Annotated in this window: 20 protein-coding genes; 6 read left to right on the top strand and 14 right to left on the bottom strand. The window is 46.5% G+C overall.

Going from position 1 to position 24,165, the window contains the following annotated elements:
- Window positions 1-234: 234 nt before the first annotated feature.
- On the top strand, window positions 235-2,262 hold the full coding sequence (locus tag AACT19_RS02605; protein WP_237296603.1) for an alkyl sulfatase dimerization domain-containing protein: 2,028 nt from the start codon (window positions 235-237) through the stop codon (window positions 2,260-2,262).
- Window positions 2,263-2,394: 132 nt separating this feature from the next.
- On the opposite strand, the gene AACT19_RS02600 is transcribed toward AACT19_RS02605, so the two are convergent.
- Complete coding sequence (locus AACT19_RS02600; protein ID WP_017090035.1) at window positions 2,395-3,324, bottom strand: LysR family transcriptional regulator; 930 nt, start codon at window positions 3,322-3,324, stop codon at window positions 2,395-2,397.
- A 173-nt stretch (window positions 3,325-3,497) separates the two neighbouring features.
- Between AACT19_RS02600 and AACT19_RS02595 the strand changes: the two genes are divergently transcribed.
- From AACT19_RS02595 to AACT19_RS02585, 3 genes are all read left to right on the top strand, one after another.
- Window positions 3,498-4,181 carry an SDR family oxidoreductase gene (locus AACT19_RS02595; protein WP_009846068.1) on the top strand — a complete coding sequence of 228 codons (684 nt, stop codon included), beginning with the start codon at window positions 3,498-3,500 and terminating at the stop codon, window positions 4,179-4,181.
- A 99-nt stretch (window positions 4,182-4,280) separates the two neighbouring features.
- Window positions 4,281-5,504 carry an MFS transporter gene (locus tag AACT19_RS02590; protein ID WP_076645045.1) on the top strand — a complete coding sequence of 408 codons (1,224 nt, stop codon included), beginning with the start codon at window positions 4,281-4,283 and terminating at the stop codon, window positions 5,502-5,504.
- Window positions 5,505-5,588: 84 nt separating this feature from the next.
- Window positions 5,589-6,677: an alkene reductase gene (locus tag AACT19_RS02585; RefSeq protein WP_076645043.1), complete on the top strand. Its 1,089-nt coding sequence runs from the start codon at window positions 5,589-5,591 to the stop codon at window positions 6,675-6,677.
- Between the two features lie 307 nt (window positions 6,678-6,984).
- Here the strand turns inward: AACT19_RS02585 and rlmJ are convergent, their stop codons facing one another.
- The 13 genes from rlmJ to AACT19_RS02520 form a co-directional block, all read right to left on the bottom strand.
- Window positions 6,985-7,851: a 23S rRNA (adenine(2030)-N(6))-methyltransferase RlmJ gene (gene rlmJ, locus AACT19_RS02580; RefSeq protein ID WP_076645041.1), complete on the bottom strand. Its 867-nt coding sequence runs from the start codon at window positions 7,849-7,851 to the stop codon at window positions 6,985-6,987.
- A 236-nt stretch (window positions 7,852-8,087) separates the two neighbouring features.
- Window positions 8,088-9,026 (bottom strand): protein translocase subunit SecF, encoded by a 939-nt coding sequence (gene secF / locus AACT19_RS02575; RefSeq protein ID WP_076645039.1) that lies wholly within the window; start codon window positions 9,024-9,026, stop codon window positions 8,088-8,090.
- A 2-nt stretch (window positions 9,027-9,028) separates the two neighbouring features.
- A complete protein-coding gene (gene secD, locus AACT19_RS02570; RefSeq protein WP_004732670.1) occupies window positions 9,029-10,828 on the bottom strand; it encodes a protein translocase subunit SecD in 1,800 nt (599 codons plus the stop codon).
- Between the two features lie 272 nt (window positions 10,829-11,100).
- On the bottom strand, window positions 11,101-11,583 hold the full coding sequence (locus AACT19_RS02565; RefSeq protein WP_029221919.1) for a hypothetical protein: 483 nt from the start codon (window positions 11,581-11,583) through the stop codon (window positions 11,101-11,103).
- Between the two features lie 285 nt (window positions 11,584-11,868).
- Entirely contained in the window at window positions 11,869-14,649 is a 2,781-nt protein-coding gene (locus tag AACT19_RS02560) for a M16 family metallopeptidase (protein ID WP_076645037.1), read from the bottom strand.
- 238 nt (window positions 14,650-14,887) lie between these two features.
- On the bottom strand, window positions 14,888-15,718 hold the full coding sequence (locus AACT19_RS02555; RefSeq protein WP_076645035.1) for a LytR/AlgR family response regulator transcription factor: 831 nt from the start codon (window positions 15,716-15,718) through the stop codon (window positions 14,888-14,890).
- A gap of 72 nt (window positions 15,719-15,790) precedes the next feature.
- Window positions 15,791-16,825 (bottom strand): sensor histidine kinase, encoded by a 1,035-nt coding sequence (locus AACT19_RS02550; RefSeq protein WP_076645033.1) that lies wholly within the window; start codon window positions 16,823-16,825, stop codon window positions 15,791-15,793.
- Entirely contained in the window at window positions 16,825-18,117 is a 1,293-nt protein-coding gene (locus tag AACT19_RS02545; protein WP_076645031.1) for a hypothetical protein, read from the bottom strand. The genes AACT19_RS02550 and AACT19_RS02545 overlap by 1 nt, the downstream gene beginning before the upstream one ends.
- A gap of 9 nt (window positions 18,118-18,126) precedes the next feature.
- Window positions 18,127-18,903, bottom strand: a complete 777-nt coding sequence (locus tag AACT19_RS02540) for an outer membrane lipoprotein-sorting protein (protein ID WP_076645029.1) — start codon at window positions 18,901-18,903, stop codon at window positions 18,127-18,129.
- Window positions 18,896-20,194 carry an ABC transporter permease gene (locus AACT19_RS02535; protein ID WP_009846054.1) on the bottom strand — a complete coding sequence of 433 codons (1,299 nt, stop codon included), beginning with the start codon at window positions 20,192-20,194 and terminating at the stop codon, window positions 18,896-18,898. Before AACT19_RS02535 ends, AACT19_RS02540 begins: the two co-directional genes overlap by 8 nt.
- Window positions 20,182-20,880 (bottom strand): ABC transporter ATP-binding protein, encoded by a 699-nt coding sequence (locus AACT19_RS02530; RefSeq protein ID WP_076645027.1) that lies wholly within the window; start codon window positions 20,878-20,880, stop codon window positions 20,182-20,184. Before AACT19_RS02530 ends, AACT19_RS02535 begins: the two co-directional genes overlap by 13 nt.
- 45 nt (window positions 20,881-20,925) lie before the next feature.
- Window positions 20,926-21,606 carry a hypothetical protein gene (locus tag AACT19_RS02525; protein WP_076645025.1) on the bottom strand — a complete coding sequence of 227 codons (681 nt, stop codon included), beginning with the start codon at window positions 21,604-21,606 and terminating at the stop codon, window positions 20,926-20,928.
- A 202-nt stretch (window positions 21,607-21,808) separates the two neighbouring features.
- Window positions 21,809-22,702: a LysR family transcriptional regulator gene (locus AACT19_RS02520; protein ID WP_054541994.1), complete on the bottom strand. Its 894-nt coding sequence runs from the start codon at window positions 22,700-22,702 to the stop codon at window positions 21,809-21,811.
- Between the two features lie 103 nt (window positions 22,703-22,805).
- Between AACT19_RS02520 and AACT19_RS02515 the strand changes: the two genes are divergently transcribed.
- Both AACT19_RS02515 and AACT19_RS02510 read left to right on the top strand, forming a co-directional pair.
- Window positions 22,806-23,717: a DMT family transporter gene (locus tag AACT19_RS02515; protein WP_054541995.1), complete on the top strand. Its 912-nt coding sequence runs from the start codon at window positions 22,806-22,808 to the stop codon at window positions 23,715-23,717.
- A 45-nt stretch (window positions 23,718-23,762) separates the two neighbouring features.
- Window positions 23,763-24,119, top strand: coding sequence for a nuclear transport factor 2 family protein (locus tag AACT19_RS02510; RefSeq protein ID WP_054541996.1), 357 nt, complete (start codon window positions 23,763-23,765; stop codon window positions 24,117-24,119).
- Window positions 24,120-24,165 lie beyond the last annotated feature (46 nt).

Raw genomic sequence — 24,165 nt, 5'->3', positions numbered from 1 at the left:
AAAACTATGCAAGCAATGATAATTCGTAAATAAAGGCAAAATAAACCAAATTACATAGAAAAAATCTATGTGTTTTATAGTTACTACCCAATGGTTCGCCGCTTAAAAACTGCCTAAGATATCGTCATCAACGAGGCCTATTACACACCCTCGTATCCTTCAACTTTTGAAGAACGACGAAACAGGATGGATTCTGAGTCTGATTCATACGAAATACAGAACCAGGGTAACACTATGAAAAAAACCATTATTGCTCTCTCAATCTTAGCGTCTTGCAATGTGATGGCTCACTCTCATCACGCATCAGAGCGTTTAACTCACGGCGACCATGACCACTCATTCGATATGAGCGAGTACGATGTTGTGCTTTCTAATAACTATGACCCGTTTGCTAATGGCATTGAGTTTCTCTCTCCAACCATGTCTGCTGAGCAGCAAAGTTACTTCCCTTTATCTGAAAATGCCTCGACAAAACTAGCGGGGTCATTCCCAGAAATAATCTGGCGAGGTGAACCTCTATTCACGCCGGAATACAACAAAGAAAACATGGAAAAGGCGCTGCAAGAAGGCAAAATTCATCCAGAGTTAGCAGCGATGGAAGAAGCAATGACCAACCCTGTGATCTTTAAGCTATCAGACCGCATGTACAACGCATTTGGCTTTGAGGGAGCTTCGATCACCTTCCTTCAGGGTGACAAAGGACTGATCATTATCGACGCTGGTTCAACGGCTGAAACCGGTGAAGCCATGCTGTCGGCTTACCGTGACGCAACTGGAGACGAACGTGAGGTTCATACGATTTTCTATACTCACCACCACCCAGATCAATGGGCAGGCACCGAGGGGCTAGCAACGCGTGAAGACTTCGAATCTGGCAAAATTAATGTCATCGCTCATGTTGATTTCCAGAAGAAAATGAATGAAGAGTCTGGCATTTATCTTAATCAACAGTCGATTCGAACCGCGTATGCATTTGGTGCCTTTATCCCTCATAACAATGACTACGATAAAGGGGTAAACCAAGGTGTTGGCTACCCAGCAGACATCGTGATGCAATCACAAAACAAATCCTTCTTCGCGCCAAATATCTTAGTCGACGATCTGATGATCATGAAGGTAGATGGCCTTACATTGGAGTTTTTCCACACCCCAGGAGAAGCGCCAGATGGTGTTGCACTCTATGTACATGAAACGGGAGACATGGTCGGTGGCGATACCATTCAAGGTGAAACCATTCCAAACCTCTACACCATTCGTGGTACCGAGTACCGTGACGGCCTTGAATGGGCAGACTCTATAGACCGTATGCGCCGCTATCAGCCAAAAACGCTTTCCCTACACCACGGCCGTTCTGCAGTAAGCCAAGAGCGTGTTGAAGATGTAATGAAAGCCTACGCGGATTCACTGCGCTACATGCAAGATCAAACGGTTCGCCATATCAACAAAGGCTATACCATGCATGAGCTTTCGGACAGTATCCGTCTGCCTGAAGAACTCAAAGATCACGATTACCTTCGCCCGTTGCGTGGCTCAGAATATCAAAATGTTGCCAATATCTATGCGGGTAATGTTGGTTGGTTCAATGGTGATGCCAGTGAGCTTGCGAAGCCTGCACACAAAGACATGGCGCAACTTTACGTTGATATGATGGGTGGCTCAGACGCCATTAGAAAGGCTGCGGATCGCATGATCGAGAAACAACAGTACGGTGAAGCGATGCAGATCCTAACGCATGTTATCCGAGTCGATCACAACGATATGTATGCTCGTGGACAAAAAGCCGTTGCGCTAGAGCGTTGGGGTTGGGAACAATCGACCCCGGGTTGGCGTCACTGGGCACTCACAGGTGCAGCAGAGCTTCGCGGAGAACTAGATGGCGTACTCGATACAATGAACTTTTTTGGCGATGCCAGCAAGTTCGTTGAGGCACCAACCGATGATGTGATGTCACTGATTCCAACTCGCCTAATAGCCGAGCAATTGAACACCAACGAGACGCACGTCATCAACCTTGTTGTGGATGGAAGCCCATACCTTGTCAACGTGTCTAACCGCACAATGGCTGTCGACAATGGTTTTAGCTCTGAGAACGCCGATCTCACCGTCGATATGTCAAAACAAGACCTTGTTCACTTGTTCTTAGTCAAAGACATCAATGTTGAAGAATCAACAGCGAAAGCAACCAAGGGCGATATCAAGCAACTTCAACGTTTGGTTGATGTGATTGATACCTTCTCTCCGTTCTACCTACACCTTCGTTAACCCCAATAAATAACCCGTGCCTCATTCATTTGAGGCACGATAAGAGGTGCCCATGATAGACAAAGATACTTTTATCCCAAGGGCGTTAGCGGTTGCCATCGTTGTATTTCTTTTACTTGTTTAACTCGGAAATTAACGACTCGAGCTGACGTAATCGCCAAAGCGCTCAAACAGAAAATCCAAAAACAGTCGGATACGCTTCGGCTGATATTTCTTGCTGATGTAGACCACATTCAAGTCGGCACTCGACACCGACATCGCGGTATTGAAGTTTTTCATGTAGCCATTAAGCAGAGTCACAAGGCGTTGGTTATTGATGTCGTCTTGCACATCCAGCACCGATTTAAGCGCAATGCCCTCACCTTTTAATGCCCAGTAGCGAATCACTTCGCCATCGTCTGAAAATCGCTTCGGCACAACCGTCACCGACTTCTTCATATCATTGTCTTGGAAGTGCCATGTCTTGAGCTCTTCATTGCTACGCAGCATGGCTAAACAGTCGTGTTCGACCAAATCTTGTGGTGTTAACGGTGTTCCATGTTTAGCAAGATATTCAGGAGAAGCGCACAACACACGTCGGCTTGGTGATAAGCGTCTGGATATCAAACTGCTGTCGACCAGTTCACCATAACGGACCACGATATCCATGCCAGATTCAGCAATGTTCGAGAGGTTATCGTTCAAATACAGGTAAGGAATAACGTCCGGATACTGCTGGCAAAACTCCGAAAGAATAGGAAGAATGTACTGTTTTCCGATGTCTTTCGGCGCGGCGATTTTTAGCGAGCCTTTGACTTCTTTTACACCATTTTGAATCAGGTTTTCGGCCTCACTGACGTTGTCTAAAATCTCCAAACATGCCTTGTGATACAGCTCTCCAGAGTCGGTCAAAGACACATGACGCGTGCTTCGATTCAACAACTTCACACCATATCGTTCTTCAAGCGCCTGCAGCCTTGCTGTCATGGTCGCAGGAGAAAGCCCTAACTCTCGCCCAGCCGCAGCTAACCCGTGATGCTTAACAATGCTCACGAACATCGCCATATCTGAAAACTTATCCATACGATTCTCGCTTCCACCTCTTCGTTTTACTTCTCGATCTTAATGCTCGATTTGAATACCCAGCCACACTATTCAGATCAACCGAATAATGAATTTATATTTTAACCAATTATCAAATTTAGTCGAATAAATATAATGGCAAACATCAACAGAACAACGCAGGAATTCAGAGAATGACTAACGAATCGACTAAACAAGAGAAACACACTTTCGTCATCATTGGTGGCACATCAGGTATCGGCAAAGCACTAGCGATGCAACTAAGAAACGAGAACAACACGGTACATATTGCCAGCCGACACACCGGCGTTGATATCACCGATGAAAAGTCGATTTGTGAATACTTCGAATCGATTGGCGTGTTTGACCACTTAATCGTAACGGCTGGCTCATCCGCTCCCGCAGGAAAAGTAACAGACGTAGCAACCGCAGACGCTAAGACAGCTTTTGATACTAAGTTTTGGGGCAGCTTAAACGTAGCCAAACATGCCGCTCGTTACATGACACCAAACGGGTCTATCACGTTCACAACTGGCATGTTGTCACGCAAGGTTGTGGCAGGCACTTACGTAAAAACCGCCATCAACGCCGCACTAGAAAGCGTAACCAAAATACTGGCGAAAGAGCTATCACCCATTCGAGTCAATGCCGTTAGCCCGGGTTTAACCATGACGGAAGCCTACAAAAACATGGACGATTCCGCTCGTACAAGCATGTACGACAACGCCAAAAACAACCTACCCGCAGGCAAGGTTGGCGAGCCTTCAGAGATAGCCATGGGTTACCTGTTCGCAATTAATAACCCATACGTCACAGGGTCAATCATCGATATCGATGGCGGCGCTCTACTCGGCTAACACTCCGCAAAGAAGCGAAGAAGCAAAGACATAAAGAACAATCGTTAGGGCGTGTATCTCAACGTCCTAACAAACAAGAATTTACATAGGTAGCTCATCATGAAACAAGAAACCGTCCACCAAGAAACTATCCATAAAGAAAAGATTCCATTCCAAGTTTGGATACTGACACTCGCTGCATTTGCAATCGGCACGGCTGAGTTTGTTATCGCAGGCATTCTTCCACAGATCGCCACATCACTTTCAATCACAGAAGGTCAAGCTGGCTACCTTATCAGTGCCTACGCGTTGGCTATCGTTATCGGTGGACCGATCTTAACCATCTACCTTGCTCGCTTTAACAAGAAGATGGTGCTGATTGGCTTAATGGCACTGTTCATCATCGGTAATGTCTTATCAGCCCTTGCTCCTAGCTACCCACTTCTACTTGCAAGCCGCGTTATCGCAGGCTTAGTGCAAGGCCCTTTTTATGGTATCGGTGCGGTTGTTGCAACCAACTTAGTGTCTGAAAAAATGGCAGGTCGTGCTGTTGGCCAGATGTTCGCAGGCTTAACACTCGCTAACGTTCTTGGCGTTCCAGCGGGTACATGGGTCAGCTTACAATTCGGCTGGCACACCACTTTCTTTACCGTGGCAGCACTTGGCACTATCGCGATGCTTGCCATTCTGACTTCAATTAAATCGACTGGTCACAGTGAAGCGAAAGACATCAAAACTCAGCTGTTAGCGTTCAAAAATCCAATGTTGCTGATCAGCTTAGCAATCACCGCTTTTGCTTGGTCTGGCTTCATGACGCTTTACGGCTACCTTGCGCCAATCGCCATGCACATCACAGGTTACAGTCAAGAATCAGTGACTTGGATCTTAGTGATAGTGGGTGTTGGCTTAATCATCGGTAACACCTTGGGCGGACGCTCTTCAGATAAAAACCTAGGCAAAGCTTCAATGTTTTGGGCTGTCGCAATGATCGTGTCATTGGTGGTGGTTGGCCTTGTGGTAGACAACAAAATCCTCTTCGTTGCAGCTACATTTGTCTTTGGTATTGCATCATTTGCGAACGTCCCTGCCATGCAACTTCGAGTAATGAACCACGGTGGCGAAGGGCAAGAGCTAGCAGCAACTGCGAATATCTCAGCGTTTAACTTAGCCAATGCCTTTGGTGGATTCCTTGGCGGCATGGTACTCGACAGCCAACTAGGCGCAGGCATGATTCCGTTCGCAGCCGTTGTGGTTCCTATCGTCGGCTTGTTCTTAATCGCTAAAGCTAACCGAAACGAGAAACCACAAAGCAACTCAATATTTGCACCAACAGAAGCTAAATAATTTAAGAACTCCGTAACTTCAAAGTGCCAATTCATTATCAAACTGGAATTGGCACAGCACTAAAAATTCATAAAGGTAGAGATCATGAACAAGTTATTCGAAACATCAGAACTGAAAGGCCTAGAGCTGCAAAACCGTGTCGTTATGGCACCCATGACACGCGCTCGCACTAGCCAACCTGGAAACGTACCAAACGACATGATGGCGACTTATTACCAACAACGAGCAAGTGCAGGGCTTATCATCACTGAAGCCACACAAATTTCAGATGACTCCCAAGGTTACTCATTCACACCCGGCGTCTATACCGATGCGCAAATCGAAGGTTGGAAATCAGTAACAGCAGCAGCAAAAGAGCAAGGTGCCGCGATATTCTGCCAACTATGGCACGTAGGCCGAGTATCACACCCTACCTTTCAAAAAGGCGAGTTGCCGATTGCACCTTCTGCACTGGCACCAATCGAAACGCAGGTTTGGATCTCTGATGAGAATGGTAACGGCAACATGGTGGATTGCATCCAACCAAGAGAGATGACCCAAGCAGACATCGATCGTGTTGTTCAAGATTTTGCTCACTCAGCGAAAAAAGCAGTCGAGGCAGGGTTCAACGGAGTGGAAATCCACGGTGGTAATGGCTACCTCATCGATCAATTCCTAAGAACCAATTCAAATAAGCGCACCGACAACTATGGTGGCAGTCGTGAGAACCGACTTCGCTTTCTAATTGAAGTCGTGGATGCGGTAATTAAAGCGATTGGTGCTGAAAAAGTGGGCGTACGTTTAGCCCCATTCATCACCTTCAAAGACATGAACTGCCCAGACATCGTGCCAACGATTTTAGAAGCGTCAAAGGAACTGCAAGCTCGTAATATCGCTTATCTGCACCTATCAGAAGCCGATTGGGATGACGCGCCTGTGATACCTGAAAGCTTCCGTGTCGAACTAAGAGAGTTGTTCTCTAACACCATCATCGTTGCTGGCAGCTACACACCAGAACGCGCCGAAGAAGTATTGAGTAAAGGCTACGCCGACCTTGTCGCATTCGGTCGCCCATTCGTTGCTAACCCAGATCTAGTTTCACGCCTACAAAACGGCAGCGAACTATCCGATCTCGACGGCGCCACTCTGTTTGGCGGCAACGAAAAAGGCTACATCGATTACCCAGCGTTGTAGTGAATTTGGAGGAGATGATGGTTTCTAACCACTAGAAACATTTCCGACAGGCAAAAGAAAGGCTCGCATGACTAGTGCGAGCCTTATGCAGTTTAGGGGGTAAACCACAATCTAGTTTAATCTTAAGATTAATTATTTAACTTATGAGCCATTATGCACTTGTGCGCATTGATATTCTATTTTTAAATGATTCACTGCAATTAATCAATCGATAAAAGTTAGCGTTTGGTCAATTTAAACCACATAAATAACAGTGATTTAGTGAACGACGTCTAGAAAATCATCATAAAATCCATAGAAATCAGATTTATAGACTTCTCATTTGCCAATACCCTTCACTATTAGTCGCGAGTTGGCTGTGTAAATAATCAAGCGTATCCGCGACCGTTCCCGCAATGTCTTGGGGAGGATTGAACAACAGCAAACCACTACCGATCAGGCGATCATCACCCTTAGGATCTCGAAGGCGAAGCTCCGACTTAATCGGACTTGGCAGCAAACCATCTTTCACTGCGGTCACACAGTGGTTCAAAATCAGTGAGCTCTTGTCATCCGTGTAGAGCGGGTACCAAATTAGTGCAGATACCTTCTCAGATTGCTGATACGCCTTAACTAAGGCATCAATCACCGCGAGATATTCTGAATCGGTTTCATAGGGTGGGTCGATAACAATCAGATGGTGATTGTCATGTTTAGCTACGTCATCAGGTAACGCTTTAAGCCCATCACCTGCGCTAATCGTAAGCTTGCTTGAAATATCCAGGTTACATTGTAACTTCTCAATGTTGGTTTGCAGTAAATCAGCTTCATCTTGCTGAATGTCTGAAAAATAGAAACTATCTTGGCTGCGACCTTGTTGGTAAGTGATGGCGGCAGAACCCGGATACAAAGAGATAAGTTGATTCGGATTGTAGTACTCCAGTACCGACATAAAAGAAGCGAATACCGGAGGAAGATAAGCCTTATTGCGCCACAAGTACCCGACCCCTTCAGCAAACTCACCGGCGTGATTACTTGGTGCGGTAGTTAGGTCATAACACCCTGTACCTGAGTGCGTGTCGATAACGTTGAGGCGTGAATGCTGCTGCATTAATGACTGAACAAGTGCACTCAATACTGGATGCTTCAGTGCATCACCATGGTCGCCTACATGACATTGATGTCGATATTCCATTCCCTTGCCTCATTTCTACTAACGTCATCTAAACATACTTCATATCATGAGGGCTTGCCTGCTCAATCCATCGTTTTTTGAAATAGGCTCGCTTTTCTCTAACCAGTTGACTCTTATATAAAAATAAAGCCCCTGAACTTACTTAGGGGGTTAAGTGAGTTCAAGGGCTTTTATTATTGATTTAGGTTAATAGCGTAAGTAAATCGGCCTACCGTGCATAAGCTAGCTAAGCTTGACTAAGGGTACTCACCCTCAACTTCTACTGGCGCTTTCACTTGGTAGTGACAAGGCTGTAGGCCAAGTAGCTTAGGCAGTGTGATACCTACCGAAACGGAAGACCACGTACCGCTGACAATACCCACCACCAATGCAATCGCGAAACCTTGCAGCGCAGCACCACCCAGTAGCCAAAGCGCTGATACGGTAATTAGCGTTGTTCCTGAAGTCACCATGGTGCGTGAGAAGGTCGCTTTAACCGATTCGTTAAGCAGGTTATCAGTATCACCGTTTGGATTGCCGCGCAGCATTTCGCGTACACGGTCGGCGATGATGATCGAGTCATTCAATGAGTAACCGAGAATCGCTAGCACGGCCGCCAATACGGTCAGGTTAAACTCAAACTGAGTAAAAGCGAACAGACCCAAGATAAGCGTCACGTCATAAATGATCGCGGCAAGCGCACCCAGAGCCAAACGCCATTCAAACCGTACACTCAGGTACAGCATGATCATTAGAAAACACACCAATACCGCTAAGCCACCTTGGTCAACCATGTCTTGACCCACTTGAGGCCCAACCACGCTGCTGTTAAGCACTTTTACTTGGTCACTTACCGATGACAAAGCATCCACTAAGTTTGGCTGTGGAGCGTCTGTCAGTTGGCTGTAACGAATCGTCCAGCGATCCTGTTCTGCCATACCGACCACTTGAACGTCTTGTTGGAAAGCCGTATCGAGCTTGGTTTTTAACGCATCTTTGGTTACTTGATCAGAGAGTTGAACCTCGGCAACCACACCGCCAGTAAAGTCCAAACCCCAGTTAAAACCTTTCACTGCCACCAGCATCACAGAGCTCATGAACAGCACAATAGAAATCACAGACATCACCTTACGAAGGCGAGTCATATTGCTATTTGAAAAATAGCAGTCTGAAATAGTCATTTTTGAAGTACTCATGCTTAAATCCTTACATCGTGGCGTTGGTCACGCCCCCAAACCAAATTGATGATCGCTCGTGAAGCAAAAATACCCGTAAACATACTGGTTAGAAGACCTAAGCCCAGTGTCAGAGCGAAGCCCTGAATCGGTCCATTACCAATGGTATATAGAGCCACAGCAACGATCATGGTAGTGACGTTAGCATCGAAAATTGACGAGAATGCGCTATCGAAACCACGATCGATAGAGCTAGCAAAGCTGCGTCCTTCTTTCATCTTGTCTCGAATACGCTCGAAGATAAGCACGTTGGTGTCCACCGCCATACCAACGGTCAGTACTAAACCCGCAATACCCGGCAGAGTTAAAACCGCACCCGGTAGCAGCGCAATCAAACCAAACAATGTGGTCATGTTAACCACCAATGCACAGTTCGCGACCCAACCAAGACGGCGGTACCATAGCGCCATAAACGTTAGCGTAAGGCCAAGACCAAGTGCCAAAGCAGCAAAGCCGTTGGTTACATTTTCAGCACCCAAAGATGGGCCAATAGTACGTTCTTCAATGATGGTCACAGGCGCAGTCAATGACCCCGCACGCAGCAGTAACGCAAGCTCTTGTGCGTCTGCCAAGCTGCCTGCGCCAGTGATTCTGAAGCGGCTACCCAGTTGAGATTGGATGTTTGCCACACTAATCACTTCACTGTCTTGCTTGCTGTTGCCCGCTCTATCACGGCTGTATTCGCTGTACACCGTTGCCATTGGCTTACCGATGTTATGACGTGAGAACTCGGACATTTTCTTACCACCAGAAGAATCTAGCGTAATGTTGACTTCTGCACTGCCCATCTCACCAATGCCACTGCGAGCATCAATAATGTGCTCGCCACTCAACACTGCCTTGCGGTCGACGACCACACGGTTGCCGTCTGAATCTTTCAGGGTTTGAGTACTGCGAGTGGCATTGTCGTACACCGAATAGAACGCCAAAGATGCCGTTGCACCAATCACGTCTTTCGCAGCTGCAGGGTCTTGTACACCCGGCAACTCGATACGGATACGGCTTTCACCTTGGCGTTGAATCGATGCCTCAGTGATGCCTAGCTCTTCAATACGGCTGCGCATGATTTGCAGGTTTTGTTGAACCGTAAGGTTGCGTAGCGTTCTTTGTTCTTCTTCAGACTGAGTTAACGTTAGCGACTTGTCTGAGCGGTTACGTAGCCATTGTGGGAACTCTTGACGAATCAGCTTCTGGGCTTTTTCGAAATCGGCGTCGGTACGGAAATCAAACTGAACTTGGTTGTTCACCACTTTACCGCGGGCATAACGCACTTCGCTGGTGATCTCGTCGACCATCGCTTGAGCTTGCGCGTGATAAACCGGCTCCATATCCACTTCTAATAAGAACTGCACACCACCACGTAAATCAAGGCCTAGCTGAATCGGCGCGAAGCCCATGTCAGTCAACCATTTTGGTGCTGCTGGCTCCATCGCTAGCGCAACGGTCGCGTTATCCAATAGGCGCTCATTCAGCACCTCTTTGGCTTTCGCTTGTTGTTCAGCATCTTCTAAGATCACGACTAAACGTTTGTCTTTTTGAAATGCCGATTTAGCTTGGATGCCTTCGCTCGCAAGGTATTGAGTAATTTGAGTCGCATCGATTGTCTGCTCAGAGCGATTGCTGATTTGAACCGATGCATTCTCGCCATACCAAGAAGGTAAAGCACTCAGAACCATGATGATAATGGTGGCGATAAGCACCGCGTATTTCCACTTTGAATAGTGGTTGATTTGTTTTCTTGGAATGCGTTTTTTCACAGTCAAGATCTCTTCTTTTTACCAATCACCGTAAATACGAGCTCAAAAATAGCACCGGAAAAAAGCAGTGAACGAGCGTTTTAACCAGCTAGGTTGACCAGTTATTTACTACGATTGGTATAACTAATGTTTTGCGAACACGATCGATAGCTGAAACCAGAACAAGCTGATTGAACGGTAGTGATGCTAAAGCTGATGTCGCTATGTTTGTCTTGGTTAATTGGCGAGTTCAATGGGCACTAGGCGACCATCGATACGACCAATTTAGGGTCAAACGATTAGCTAAGAAGTTCTCGGAAATGCGAGTATTGGATGTTGCCCTCTTTCCACCCCGAAAGCCGGGAAGACGGAGAACTCACAATACTGGTCCAGTGCAGCTTGGAATCCAACAACGGCGTGTTGAAGAGCAGGGAAGCCAGTATTGAGGGGGGAGAGAAGTCAATCAGTAAATGATAAGCTGGCTCAAGATCGGCCACGCTTTCTTGCTCGTTACTGAGCATACGTCTGAAGTTTGCAGCTTGGAGGCTCGACTCTGTGTCGTGATAGTTGGAACTGTCACCAGAAGGATCGGTGCCAAACTGAGCTTTGTTGCACTCAAAGTAGCTCGACGGGTTATCCGTAGCGGCTTGTTTACACTGTTTTATCGAGGAAGATTGTTCATTCTGTGAAGATTGCTCTTGAGCCGAGTATATTTGAAATGGCTTAGAAGGGAACGAATAGCCGTTAGAGTTCACTAAGCCAAAGCTCAGTAAAAACAACATTAAGACTAATCGGGTACCTAATTTAAGCAATCTAATATCCAAACAACATTCTCGTAGATCGTCAATCTACAATACAAATGAAACGCTGTCTTGATTTAAAACATTTTTTTAGAAAATGATACGATGCAACCGATTAGGCACTCACGGCATTTAGATTTATATACCTCAAAAAGAGCTCAACAAAGCTTGGTGCATAGATATTATGAATGGTGTAAAAACAAGAAAGCCAAGCGATGCGCGCTTGGCTTTGGGTTAAGTGTTTCTGTCTGCTTTAGGCTTTAGGCTTTAGGCTTTAGGACGCATGATGTTCTTAACCTTACGGCTATTTTCACCAAAGATGCGTTGGACAAGTTGATTCATGTCTTCACGAGAAATTGAGTTAACCGTCGCTTTCACGTTAAACAAGGCTTCTACACCATAGTCGTGCAAAAGATAACGAGACACGAACCATGCTTGATCAACAACACTAGTATCTAAAGGCGTAAAGTCCGCTTCTAGTTGCTTGCCTGCCGCTCTAATCTCATCATTTGATACGCCCTTCAGAAGGTCTCCAATCACTTTATCAATCGCGACCTCTATCTTATCGGCATTTTTAGGGTCGATCAGCGCACCAATAAACCAGTCATGGCTTGTATCACCATCTTGCGATACACAGTAAGCATAAGGTGAGTAATCTAGACTTAAATCTTCACGTATGTACGCGTCTAAACGAGTAACAAGCAGGCGTTGCAGCATGTCTTCCATAAAGATATCTTTCGCCGTTTGCCCTCTTACTATTCCAGTTTGCTCGGAAGGCTCCGCAATGACTCTTAGCATGTACTCAGTGCTATTAGCCGTGTTGACCGACAAATCAATACGCGCTTTAGATGGGTGCTTGTACGCGACGTTAAAGTCAGGCACAACGGCTTTTTCCAATGGAATAGAAGCCAAGTACTGGCGAACCAGAGGTTTCAGTTCACTTGGATCAATGTCGCCCACAATAACCAGCTGATTATTTCGGAATTGACCAAACAACTGCTGATGAACGCTCTTTATCTCTTCAACAGAAACCGTTTCCACACTTTTACTATCGAGCAACACATGATCACTGTCCGCTTGATAGGTATTTTGGTTCATTGCATATGCGAACTGACCAGTAGGGCTTGCTAAGTAAGAATCTCGATTTTGAATGAATTCTTGCTTAACCGCCTCCAGTTGCTCTGGCGATACCTTGACTGATGTAACGATCGCGTTGAGTGCAGCAAAAGTTTCCGCTAAGCCATTACTGGTGAGCTTAAATTCGACGCCATGGTGAGTAAAATCGATAAACGGATAAACCTGAATATCTTCACGATCCAAATGCGCATCAAGCTCCGTTCCTGAAAAACTGCCAACACCACTTCTACCGATAGCAGCAAGAGCTAACTCTGACGCTGGATATAACTTAGGATCGAGTGCTGCCTTACCACCTAAGCTTGTGTAATAAATACCTATGTCATCGCCTGCAAGATAGTCACGCATATACCACATATCGATACCATTGCTAAGCGTCCACTTTTGAACATATGGGTCTACATACATCTGTTCCACTAACTCAATATCGCCTTGCGAACTAGGAACAGCAAAAGCACTGCTGGTCACCGAAAACAACGGTTTGGCACCCTTTTCGCTATAAGTTGCTTTCAAGTTCTCGATGGCTTGGGTAACCGCAACTTTATCTTCACTTTCATTCATACCAACCACTACGAAATAGTCGCTAGAAAGCAAAGCCTTAATATTGGCATTAATCGCATCAAGATCGAGGTTTGCGACAAACTCTTCAAGGCTCGCTTCATAGTCTCGCTGTGATTGCACGATTTGTTCGTTCACTAAAGCCGTCGCTTTCTGGTTAGCGTGCTGTACGCTGTCCATATTGTCCCAATCGATCTCAACATTATCGAGTAAGTCTTGATAATAATGCTGTTCGCTAATTATCTCATTTTCAGAGACGCCATAATCACGCAGAGATGCCAATGTGGCGATTAGCTCCTTTTGAGTCACCTCACGAGCGCCGACAGGAAAGCCAACATCCACCAATGAATAGCGCTGATATTCCATAGAATAATGTTTGGAACTTATCCATTGAGTTGGCAAAGCCGCATCATTGAACTTGGTATTAAGTCGCTGCCTGATCAGTTGCTGTGCTGTCTCATCAAGCCAAAGTTGATGCTGTTGCGCGCGAGTGTCAACCGCACTTGCCCCTCGGTTGATCATCAAAGAGATACTTGGCGCTTCCGATTCTGCATACTCAATATAATCACCTTCATTAAAGGTGGTAATTCTTTGTTTTACTGGCTTGGGAGTTTGTCCTCGCTGCCAGTCTGAAAACTTCTGTTCAATTAATGGAATGACGGTTTTTGTGTCAATGTCACCGGAGACAATCACCTCAACGTTCTGAGGTTGATACCAAGTCTGATAAAAGTTATTTAGCCCTTGGGAAGTCGCGCTGAGCACAGACTCTTTAGTACCAAGTGCATCTTGGCCTTCATACTGACCACCCTCAATGAAGTGGTCTAAAAACTGTTCTGCGAATGGCTTGTCGTCTAAGCGTGCATAACGGAACTCACCAAGAATCACACCTTTCTCTTTTTCAACTTCTGAGCTTGATAGGTCCAGAGCATCACCAATGTCACGCATCCACGTCAGGGCTGACTGTAATTGGACATTGTCAGGTAAATCTAATTGATACACAGTTTCTTGGTAAGAAGTGTAGGCATTGATATCAGCACCAAAGCTAGCGCCTGCATCTTCGAATAGACGAATCACGTCATTTTGAGAGAAATTTTTACTGCCATTGAATGCCATGTGCTCCAAAAAGTGCGCATAACCTTCTTGTTGGTCAGTCTCTTGGAACGAACCCGCGTGCACAACTAAACGAACAGATACGGATTCTTCATGATCTGGATAAACATGGTAGGTAAGGCCATTTTCTAGCTGGCCTGATGTCCATGCCGGATCCGGCTGGATTGGCGTTTCGGTGGTTTTTGATGTTGAGCTACAGCCAACTAAGGTGAGGCATAGAGCCGTCGCTAAATAATATGTTTTCATAACAACCTCTTAATGTCATTCATCGACAATATACAGATTGAGTTAACGATTATTATTTAATATTGAACCGGATGAGTATCTTTGTGATCTAGATCTTTATTTTATAAATCACTATACGTTATGTAAGATCGGCTATGCTCGTTTAAAGCAGCGTTTTGATAAGAGCCTAATACATCCATTTAAACTCGTTGACTACATCCTTTTAAAATCAATGGCTACATACCTTTAAGCTAGTTCTCTACATCCCCTTAAACAACGCTTGCGAGGCGCGGCTGATCGGTAACTTCCCACCCGACACATAAGCCGACATCTGGCCAGAGAGCCCTTTCTTCACCTTATCAATGGCCGACACTTTAACCACCACCGAGCGATGGATCTGCCAAAACTCATCCGGGTTAAGCTGCGAAATCAGCTCTTTTAATGATACGCGAAGAATAAATTCCTCTAGCAAACCGCCTTGGCCTTTTTTGAATATCGACACGTACTTGTCTTCCGCTTTGAAGTAAGCCACATCATCGACGGCAATCAGGTGAATGTCTTCTCCGACACTGGCTTTGAGCCACGTGAGATACTGTTGCTTGTTTTGTTGGGAAGACGATTGTGATAGCTGTTGAAGCTGAGCCATTAACGCTGTGATATCGGGCTGTACTGGGATGTCATCAGGCTGTTTTTGACGGCTTAACAAACGCGCTTGAACCTTCTGACATGTGGCCACTAAGCGCTCTTCATTGATTGGCTTAAGCAGGTAATCCATCGCATTATGTTCAAAAGCTTTGACCGCGTATTCGTCATAAGCCGTAATGAACACAATCAATGGCGGTGAATCTAGCTTGTTCAATTGTTTCGCGAGCGAGATACCATCCAGCTCAGGCATACGAATATCGAGAAAAGCCACATCGGGCTTAAGCTGCTGAATACTCTGCATCGCCTCCAAACCGTTTTGTGCCTTACCGACGATCTCTAGCTCCGGCCAAACCTCAGACAAACTCTTGTCTAGGTGGTGCCTTAACAGTGCTTCATCGTCTGCGATAATCGCCGTTACGCTCGGTTGTACTGCTGGGTTGTTCATGGTTAGTCCTTTAAATTCACACTGTAAATCGTCTATTTTTCGTCACTGTTCTGTGCTTTCTAGTCTGTAATTCTAGGCGGCTGCGTCAGTCAGCGGTAACAAGATCGTCGACACTACCCCGCCTTCAGCGTGTTCAGTAATCGCTAGACTCGCCTTATCACCATAAAGGGTTTCAATTCTTTGACGAATATTGCTTAACCCAACACCGTGACCCGTATTCGCAGAAGGCGTTTTCAGCCCTGCGCCATTATCAGCCACTTCAATTTTTAGCTGCTGGGCTTGTTGAGTAATACGAATATTCACTTGGCCACCAGCGGCTTTGGGTTCAATACCGTGTGTGAGTGCATTCTCGACCAAGGGTTGAATCAAGAACGGTGGAATCACCTGCAAATCGCTAATCTCGTGTATTTCAATCGAGAACGTTAAGCGCTCACCCAAACGTACCTTTTGGATATTAAGATAAGCGTCTAACAAGTCGACCTCTTGTGCGATGGTCGATTGCTCGGTGCGGCTGTTTTTAAGAGTCACACGCAATAAGTCAGTCAGTTTTTCGAGCATCAACTTGGCTTTCGCGCTATCACTCTCAATCAACACATTGATGGTCGCAAGTGTGTTGAACAAGAAGTGCGGTTCAATTTGGCTTTGCAGTTGCTTAAGCTGACTCAGCACCACCACCTTTTCTTGGTCGGCCTGACGACGCTTGGCCACTTCCAATTCGTTATCGGCGCGTAGTTGTTGCTCTCGTGTATAGAAGTAGTAATAGCAAACCGAACAGAAGATCACACCGAGCAACACGACAGATTTAAGGTCCGAGATATTGGCCCCGAAATATCCGTTCAACCAATAGTGGGCGTTCAAGGTACCAAAGGTCATCGCGAACACCATTGAGATACCCACTTCAAGCGTTCTGGATGTTCTCTTAAACAACTTAACCAAGATGAAAGAAGAACCCACCGCGCTGTAACCAAAACCAAAGCTTATCGCGAGGTTAACCACAAGGTCGCCACCCCAAATAGTTTGAGTGGTGACGGCAATGACGAAACAAAACAGAGTGGTCAGCGTGAAGCTTTTAATCCATGAAAACTGACTGCTTGAAGAAGTGTTCATTAAAATCGTCCTTTGATATTTAAAAGAATCATATGACTATCGGGTAAGTTGGCGTAAGCAGAATCTCTTTTACCGCCTAGAAAGCGTGCAGCAAGTTCCAAATCCAACGATGAATCACCATTATCTAAAGCCTGATAGTTGAGCCACTGAGTCGCAATAAAACCGCCATCTTGAGGAGACAGCATGACGTCGAATGTCGGCGTGATATCTTCAAGCCAGCCATGTGTCGAATCCAGAGACCAGTGAAACATGATGTTGTGCTGAACCAAGTTGGAGTGTTGATAACCTTGCGCGTAAGAACCTGCCAATGATGCGGTCATCGGATTAACCGACAAAGACTCGGCACTTTCTATTGCGCTTTGCCACTCAGAATGACTCCACGCTCGGCTATCAAACCAATATTCCAACACCACATTGTGCCCCGTGTCATTGGCCCATGTTAATCCTGCCAACGCTTGATAAGCCTCGCCCTGCTCTTCAAGATAAACCGGTTTAAGCATTGAATCAGGCTGGCTGTAGCCAAGGCTTTGTCGTTGATAGACCACCGAGCCATGAAACTCCCAAGCGAGATTCAACACCGACACTAAACTCGCCCCAAGCAAGCCGTGGCGTACATCGTCATAATAAGCAACCCACTGATACTCATGGTCACCCACTAGGTTGTAACGACGCAGCCCAAAGCCTTGTTGCTGGTTTTGCTTTTCGAATTCATTTACGTCTTGAGAAGTCCACGAAGAATCACTGTAAAGCAGTGTCCATTCTCCTGTCATATCGAACAGTGACGCCGCGGCCACTCCCGCGCCCTCTTCTGCGACAATGCCCACCGGGTTTTGTCGATAAGGCTTGATGATGTCTAACGGTCGGTAGCCATAACCCACGCCCCAATCTAGGCGAACCTTACCGAGTGTCACATCAAGATAGTGGTCACCGAACGCTGAATTCGACAGATCAACACCACCTTGCCAAAACAGCTCACGCACAATGAATTCCGATTCAAAGCTCGCGTCTTGTTGTTGAGGGTTATTGCTTAGAATATCATTGGCTTTCACTGCGAACAGACCAAGCCAATTGCCATATCCAACCTCTAGATCCAGCAAACCATTTAAAGACTGACTTTGATCAGATGCTAAAGGGCTAAATGGTGACTCTCTCGATTCAATCGCTTCTGCACTGAGTTGCCAGTCCCACGCCAAGCTCAGATCGTCCGCTTGAATCGTGTTACTCATACAAGAAAAAGCAAGCAAAGTAGCGATTGAAAACTTTATGTGGAATCGGCGATTGGAAGCTTTCATGACGTCCACCTACAACCCAGATACGCTGTTACGCGATAGGTAGGCAGGGTTGTAATATTTATCCGCCAAGCTTTGTTCTCTCACTTCGCGGTACTCAATCACGGTTTTCTTGCTTGGTTGAATCTTATCGAGCAAGGTCATCGACATAACGGTTGATAATCCATCTCGCACGCCTTCAGCAAACCACGCTTGTTTCGCCAGTTTACCTGAACGCAGATACATATCCGCTTTCACTGGAAACGCTCGGTCTGCCGTTAACCACAGATCAATCGATTGATAGCTGGCACCCTTGGTTTTCGCCGCGAGCTTTAGGTGATGGGTATCGACTATCTCGCCCGTCGGCACCTCTACTTGTTGTTCGGCAACCCACTCGCCTTGGTAATCTTCACTCCAAGTCAGCGTCGAGATGTCCCCAACCGAGGCTTCGCCCAACAATTTTTGCATCGGTGTGATACGAATTGGGCGACGAGATTTCGGCATCAACAACCAATAGTTATCTTCAATCATCAGCATCTTCTGCCCAGCCTCGACCGCCGACTTGAACACGACCAACGACTCTCGATTTGGTCTTGTATAGACGTTGTATTCACGGGTTTTGTCCAGTTGCTCGTCTTGATATAACGCCACCAAAGACACTACCTTAGACGCTTGTGCGCTGTTCAAACGATAGCTGTCTGCCTTGGCAATCATCTCAGTGACTTGTTGTGAATCGACAGCCCAGCTTGGTGTCGATACTAGAACCAATGCAGAACCTAAAACAGTGAGTAAACGAGTAAACTTATACATAAACCAGCGCCTCCGTGATTGGCTTATTCACGCCTTTGCGAGCAGAGAAATAAGCAGCCAGCAAACATATCGTCAGCACACCTAAAGTGGCGTAACCAACTAATTCCAGTGAGAAGTAAATGTTGAGTGGGTAACCTTCGGTTCTGCCTGGAGGTGGCGGCATCTGTATATCAACTACCAGCAATAACAGCGACACTAAACCACTCACTAACGCACCGATCGCACTGCCAATCACCGCCAGTAATCCCGCCTCTTTTAAGAAACCAGCCACGATTTCAGATGGGTAACTACCAAGAGCCGACAAGGTGCCAATTTCACGAGTGCGCTCGGTCACCGACATGGTCATGGTGTTAAACAACGACACAAACACCACCAATGCCATAACAGCACCCATGATGCCGAAGATCCGGTCGTAAAGATTTTTGACCTTGGTGTAGAAAAATGCGCGATCTTGCCACGGGGTGATCTCGATCTCTGTGCCTTGATCGTTTTGGCTAGCGCTATTTCGATCTAAAGTCGCTTGAATGCGTTGTTGAACGGTCGAGGTCTTGCTGGTTTCAAATAGGAACACCGACAAGGTGCTGACTTTGTCTGAGGCTAAAAGCTCTTGTGCGGTGGTGATGTGTACATACAGCTGACGCTTGTCCAGCTCAGGAACCCCAGTCGAGTAGATGCCCTGCACCTTAAAATCAAAAGCATTCAAAGCGCCGTCACTGGTGGTGGCGAGTAATGTTACCCAATCGCCAACCGCAACTTTGAGGTTACGAGCAAGGTCTGTTCCCAGCATGACTTGTGGCTCTTGGCTGTCGTATCTTGGTGACTTCACATCCGATAGGGTTTGTCCGCTGCGCACATCTAAGAAAGGACCTTTCATGTCGAACTCACGCTCATTGACGCCAGTTCCCATAAAGATGGTCGACTTACTGCCGTTAGACACCAAGCCGCTAAAATAGACTCTAGGCTGCACACCACGCACGTCGCTGTCACCAATGATGCTCTTGGTTAGCGCTTGAACGTTGTCCAGACCATTGCTCAGCGGCATGTCCTCATCTTGTTCAAAGTATCCCGGCGTGCTTAAGGTGAGATGACCAGTATCGCGCGCGGTCGATTCTCTCAAAGATTCATAAGTGTAAAGCCCATAACCACCAGCACTGGTCAGCGCAAATACGGCAATGGCAATAATCAATACCGATAGCAAACTACGACGACCATTTCTTAATAAATTAAGCCACGCCAAACGCACCGAAGTTGGAAGTAAAAACGTGCTCATTCTTTGTGTTAACTTGCCCATGAGATCGCCTCCGTGGTTGCGGCTTGTGGCGCCAGTTGCCCGTCGACAAGTTCAATTACTCGGTCGCAGCGCTGCGCCATTCTTGGGTCGTGCGTTGCGACAATAAAAGTCGTGCCCATTTCGTGGCCGAGCTCTTTCATAATGTCGATCACAAGATTGGCAGTGTGACTGTCTAAGCTGGCGGTCGGCTCATCGGCAATCACCAAGCTTGGGTTGTGAATCAGTGCTCTGGCTATCGCGACACGTTGTTGCTGACCTCCAGACAAGTTGTCTGGACGGTGATGAACGTAATCTCCTAGCCCTACACGCTCTAACATGTCTTGCGCTCTGGTCTGCTGTTCTTGTTTCGTGCATTGGTTCAACATCAATGGGTAAGCGACGTTTTCTAACGCTGTCATTACAGGAACCAGATTGAAGCGCTGAAACACAAAACCCAACGACTGACGACGAAAACGTGCAGCGGCGATTTGCTCTGTCGGATACGGTTGGCCATCAATGTTTATCTCGCCTTGATAGTCCATATCCAACAAACCAAGAACATTCAAAAGTGTGCTCTTCCCTGACCCAGAAGGGCCGCACAGCGCCACCATTTCACCGCGTTGGATGTGTCCATCGACCCCGTTTAATGCATCAACACGTTGACCGCCCGTGAGATACGATTTGCCGATACCTTTAAATTCAATCATTCCTTTGTCCTCCGCTGCCCCATCATTCTTAAGCGTTCGCAGCTGTTATTTGGCTTTCGCTATTAGGGCTTTCGCCGTCATTGTCTCGATGTTGCCAGCATCGGTGTTTTCCATCTTTTCAAGCCACGCCTGTGCTTGCTCGAAGTCTTCAGCACGAATCGATGCGGTAATGGCGTAACGGTAAATCCATGAGGTCGCAGCGAAATGCTGTTGTTGAAAATCATCTTCCGCGAGTAACGAGAGGAACAGGTCATAACCACGATCAAAATGGTTAAACATGTCTGGTAGCGAGGTGTAAGTCACCGCAGCCATTGCGCGAGTTAGGTAAGAATCTGGCAGCCCTTGAACACGAGGTTGCTCATGAATTGGTTGGTCTTCGTCTTTAAGCAGCACCAGTGATTTATCAATTGTTGATAAGCCTTTCTCCACATACTTCATCTTGTTCCAAGGTAAGAACGCATCACGCCCCATTAAGGTCTCTGTGCTTCCTAGGTAAACCAAAGTCAGTGGTGTCGCACCATCTTGTTGCAGCGTGTCGTTCAGACGTTCGTAAGCCACCTCAACCAGATCTTCATTGCCTTGCGCGGCTTGATTGTAGATATCAAGAACGTCTGAACTTGGGTTAGCCTGCGCCAAAGTGGGTGCGAATGAAACAAGTGCAATTAGTAATGAACGCTTAAGCACAGAAGTGGTAGAGCTTGAATTAAATGAGTGTGAAGTAGTCATGATTTCTAATCCCTTTCAAATGTTGACGTTGAAAGGTTAACTACAAACTGTCACGCCGTTTTATCAATGCGACGAATGGTAATAACAAGGAGTGAATGGTTTAGAGAGGGTGTGAGTGGTGGGAGGTGCAAACAAAAAGCACGAGTAGGAAAGGATAAAAAGGCTAGGTACGTCTAAAGCCTCTTATCAACTTCATAAACTTTTAACGATCATTGAGCGAAGCTGCAAGGAAATCGATGAACAGTCGTAGTTTGAGTGGCATTGGATCTCGCTCAGGAAACAGTGCATAGACATTTTTCTCTGGCATCAGATAGTTAGGTAGCAAGGGCAGCAATTGCCCCGACTGAATGGGTGCATTGGCAATAAAGTCGGGAAGCCTAGCGATCCCAAGCCCTGCAATGGTCGCACACAGTAATGCTTCGCTGTTGTTGACTCGGTAATTGCCTTTCACTACAACGCTGGTCACCTGATCTTGGTGACCAAAAAACCACTCGGCGCTCTCAGATGTATGACGATAGAGCAAAGCGTTGTGTGCACTGAGTTCGCAGATCTCGGTTGGGATCGACAAACCATTCTCATCAAAATACGTAGGCGAGACGCAGATAACGCTACGGACGCTGGTTAACCGCTTCGCCACTAAACTCGAGTCATTTAAATCCCCAGCTCGAATCGCAACGTCATATCCTCCTTCGACAATATCGACGTAACCATCGTCCATCGTCATGTCGATGTGAATATGAGGGTAGCGTTTAAGAAATTGTGGGATGAGAGGGGCCAATATCAGACGACCAAAAGACATTGGTGCACTAACCCGCAATGTGCCAATTGCCTGATTTTGCTGACTGGTTGCTGCATCTTCAGCTTTTTGCAGCCAATAATTGGCTTTGGTGAGGTGATCATAAAACTGCTCACCCGATTCAGTAAGCGATACTTGGCGCGTAGTACGATGCAGCAAACGCACTCCAAGACTCGACTCTAGTTGGATCACCCGCTTGTTGACCGCCGAACGTGACACGCCCAGTTCACGCGCTGCGCCCGCAAAGCTCGATTGTTTTACCACCGCAAGGAAATAAGGAATAGCGTCTAAGTGCTGCATGATTGTCGCCAATTTGGATACAGTGTGGAGAGTGTAGAGCCTATTCTCTAATCAATCTAGGTCTTTTATGCTGATTTCATCGACTTCAACAATAGAGTAATACATGAAATCATTGATAAAACCGGCATCGGAAAAAAGGCACGTTAATGGTATCGGTCGGCAATTCCAGTCTCCGCTATACGTGGTCAGCATTGGCAGTCTTGTCGCCGTGAATTTTGCGTTAGCCAAATATGCTGTGACCATTGGCATTCCACCGATTGATGTCGCGATTATACCTATGGCAGGTGCAGCTTTATTGTTGATGACATTATTGGTAATACAAGGTCAGCTCAACCGAACGGCATTGGTGCATTACCGTTATTATCTTTGGGCTGGCTTACTGGGCGTCGCAATCCCTAATCTGGCGTCAACCTATGCCCTACAATCTCTCAATACCAGTACGTTCAGTGTACTCGTCACTTTGTCGCCCATCTTTACCTTGTTATTCACCTTACCTTTCCAAGGCTCCTCGTTAACCTGGCGAAAAGTACTCGGGATCATGGTTGGGGTCGTTGCCGCACTCTCTGTGACTTTGTCACCACAAATGAACACTTCACCCCCTTGGTCAGCACTAGCCATTGCGCTACTCGTACCCATATTTTTGGCTGCTGGCAATGTCTATCGCAGTCGCGCGTTCCCCCCTCTTGCCAATCCAATAGTTCTAGCCGCTGGCATGCTGACACTACAAAGCATGATATGGCTTCCGTTTACTCATGCGGTCGATGGTGAATTCATTCCAAACGGAGCTGGCGTACTCGCGCTCATGGCAAGCTTATCAGCACTCAGTTACTTACTGACGTTTCGTTTTCAGCGAATCACCGATGGGCTGGGCTTTAGCCAAGTGGGAAATGTGGTGACCGTCGTCGGCGTTTCCATTGGGATCTCGTGGTATGGCGAGCCATTAACGCTGCAATTGATCGCAGCCGTAATACTGTTGTTGATAAGCCTGTACTTATTTAATCACGCTAAATCTTAATCTCGTTCAAATCCAAATTAGTTCAAATTCAAAGGAGCAACTGCTATGTCACCATTAATCGAACAGACAAAACATCTATATCAAATCGTCGATAAAAAAGATGTCCACGCCCTAATGGCACTACTGCATGATGACGTATCGTTTCATTTTTCGAACGCCGCACCAGTAGTAGGAAAGCCAGCGGTCGAAGCGGTCAACGCAGCGTTCTTTGGATCAATTGAATCAATGACACATACGTTTTCTGGGATCTACGTAAACGAAGAGACGGTTACGTGTGAGGGGCAGGTGGATTACGTGCGCCTAAATGGCAGCGCGCATGCCGCTAAGTTCGCGACTTTCTTATCTTTCAAGCAGGGATTGATACATCAATACAAAATCTTTGCGGATGTCTCTGAATTGTAAGAATTCTTATCCAAGATATTTTTTATTCTTGGAGATTCTCACCGTA

Origin of the sequence: Vibrio sp. 10N.222.47.A9, assembly GCF_963872585.1 — a bacterium.
GTDB classification, from domain to species: Bacteria; Pseudomonadota; Gammaproteobacteria; order Enterobacterales; family Vibrionaceae; genus Vibrio; species Vibrio splendidus.
This window is presented reverse-complemented; position numbering and strand designations above follow the sequence as displayed.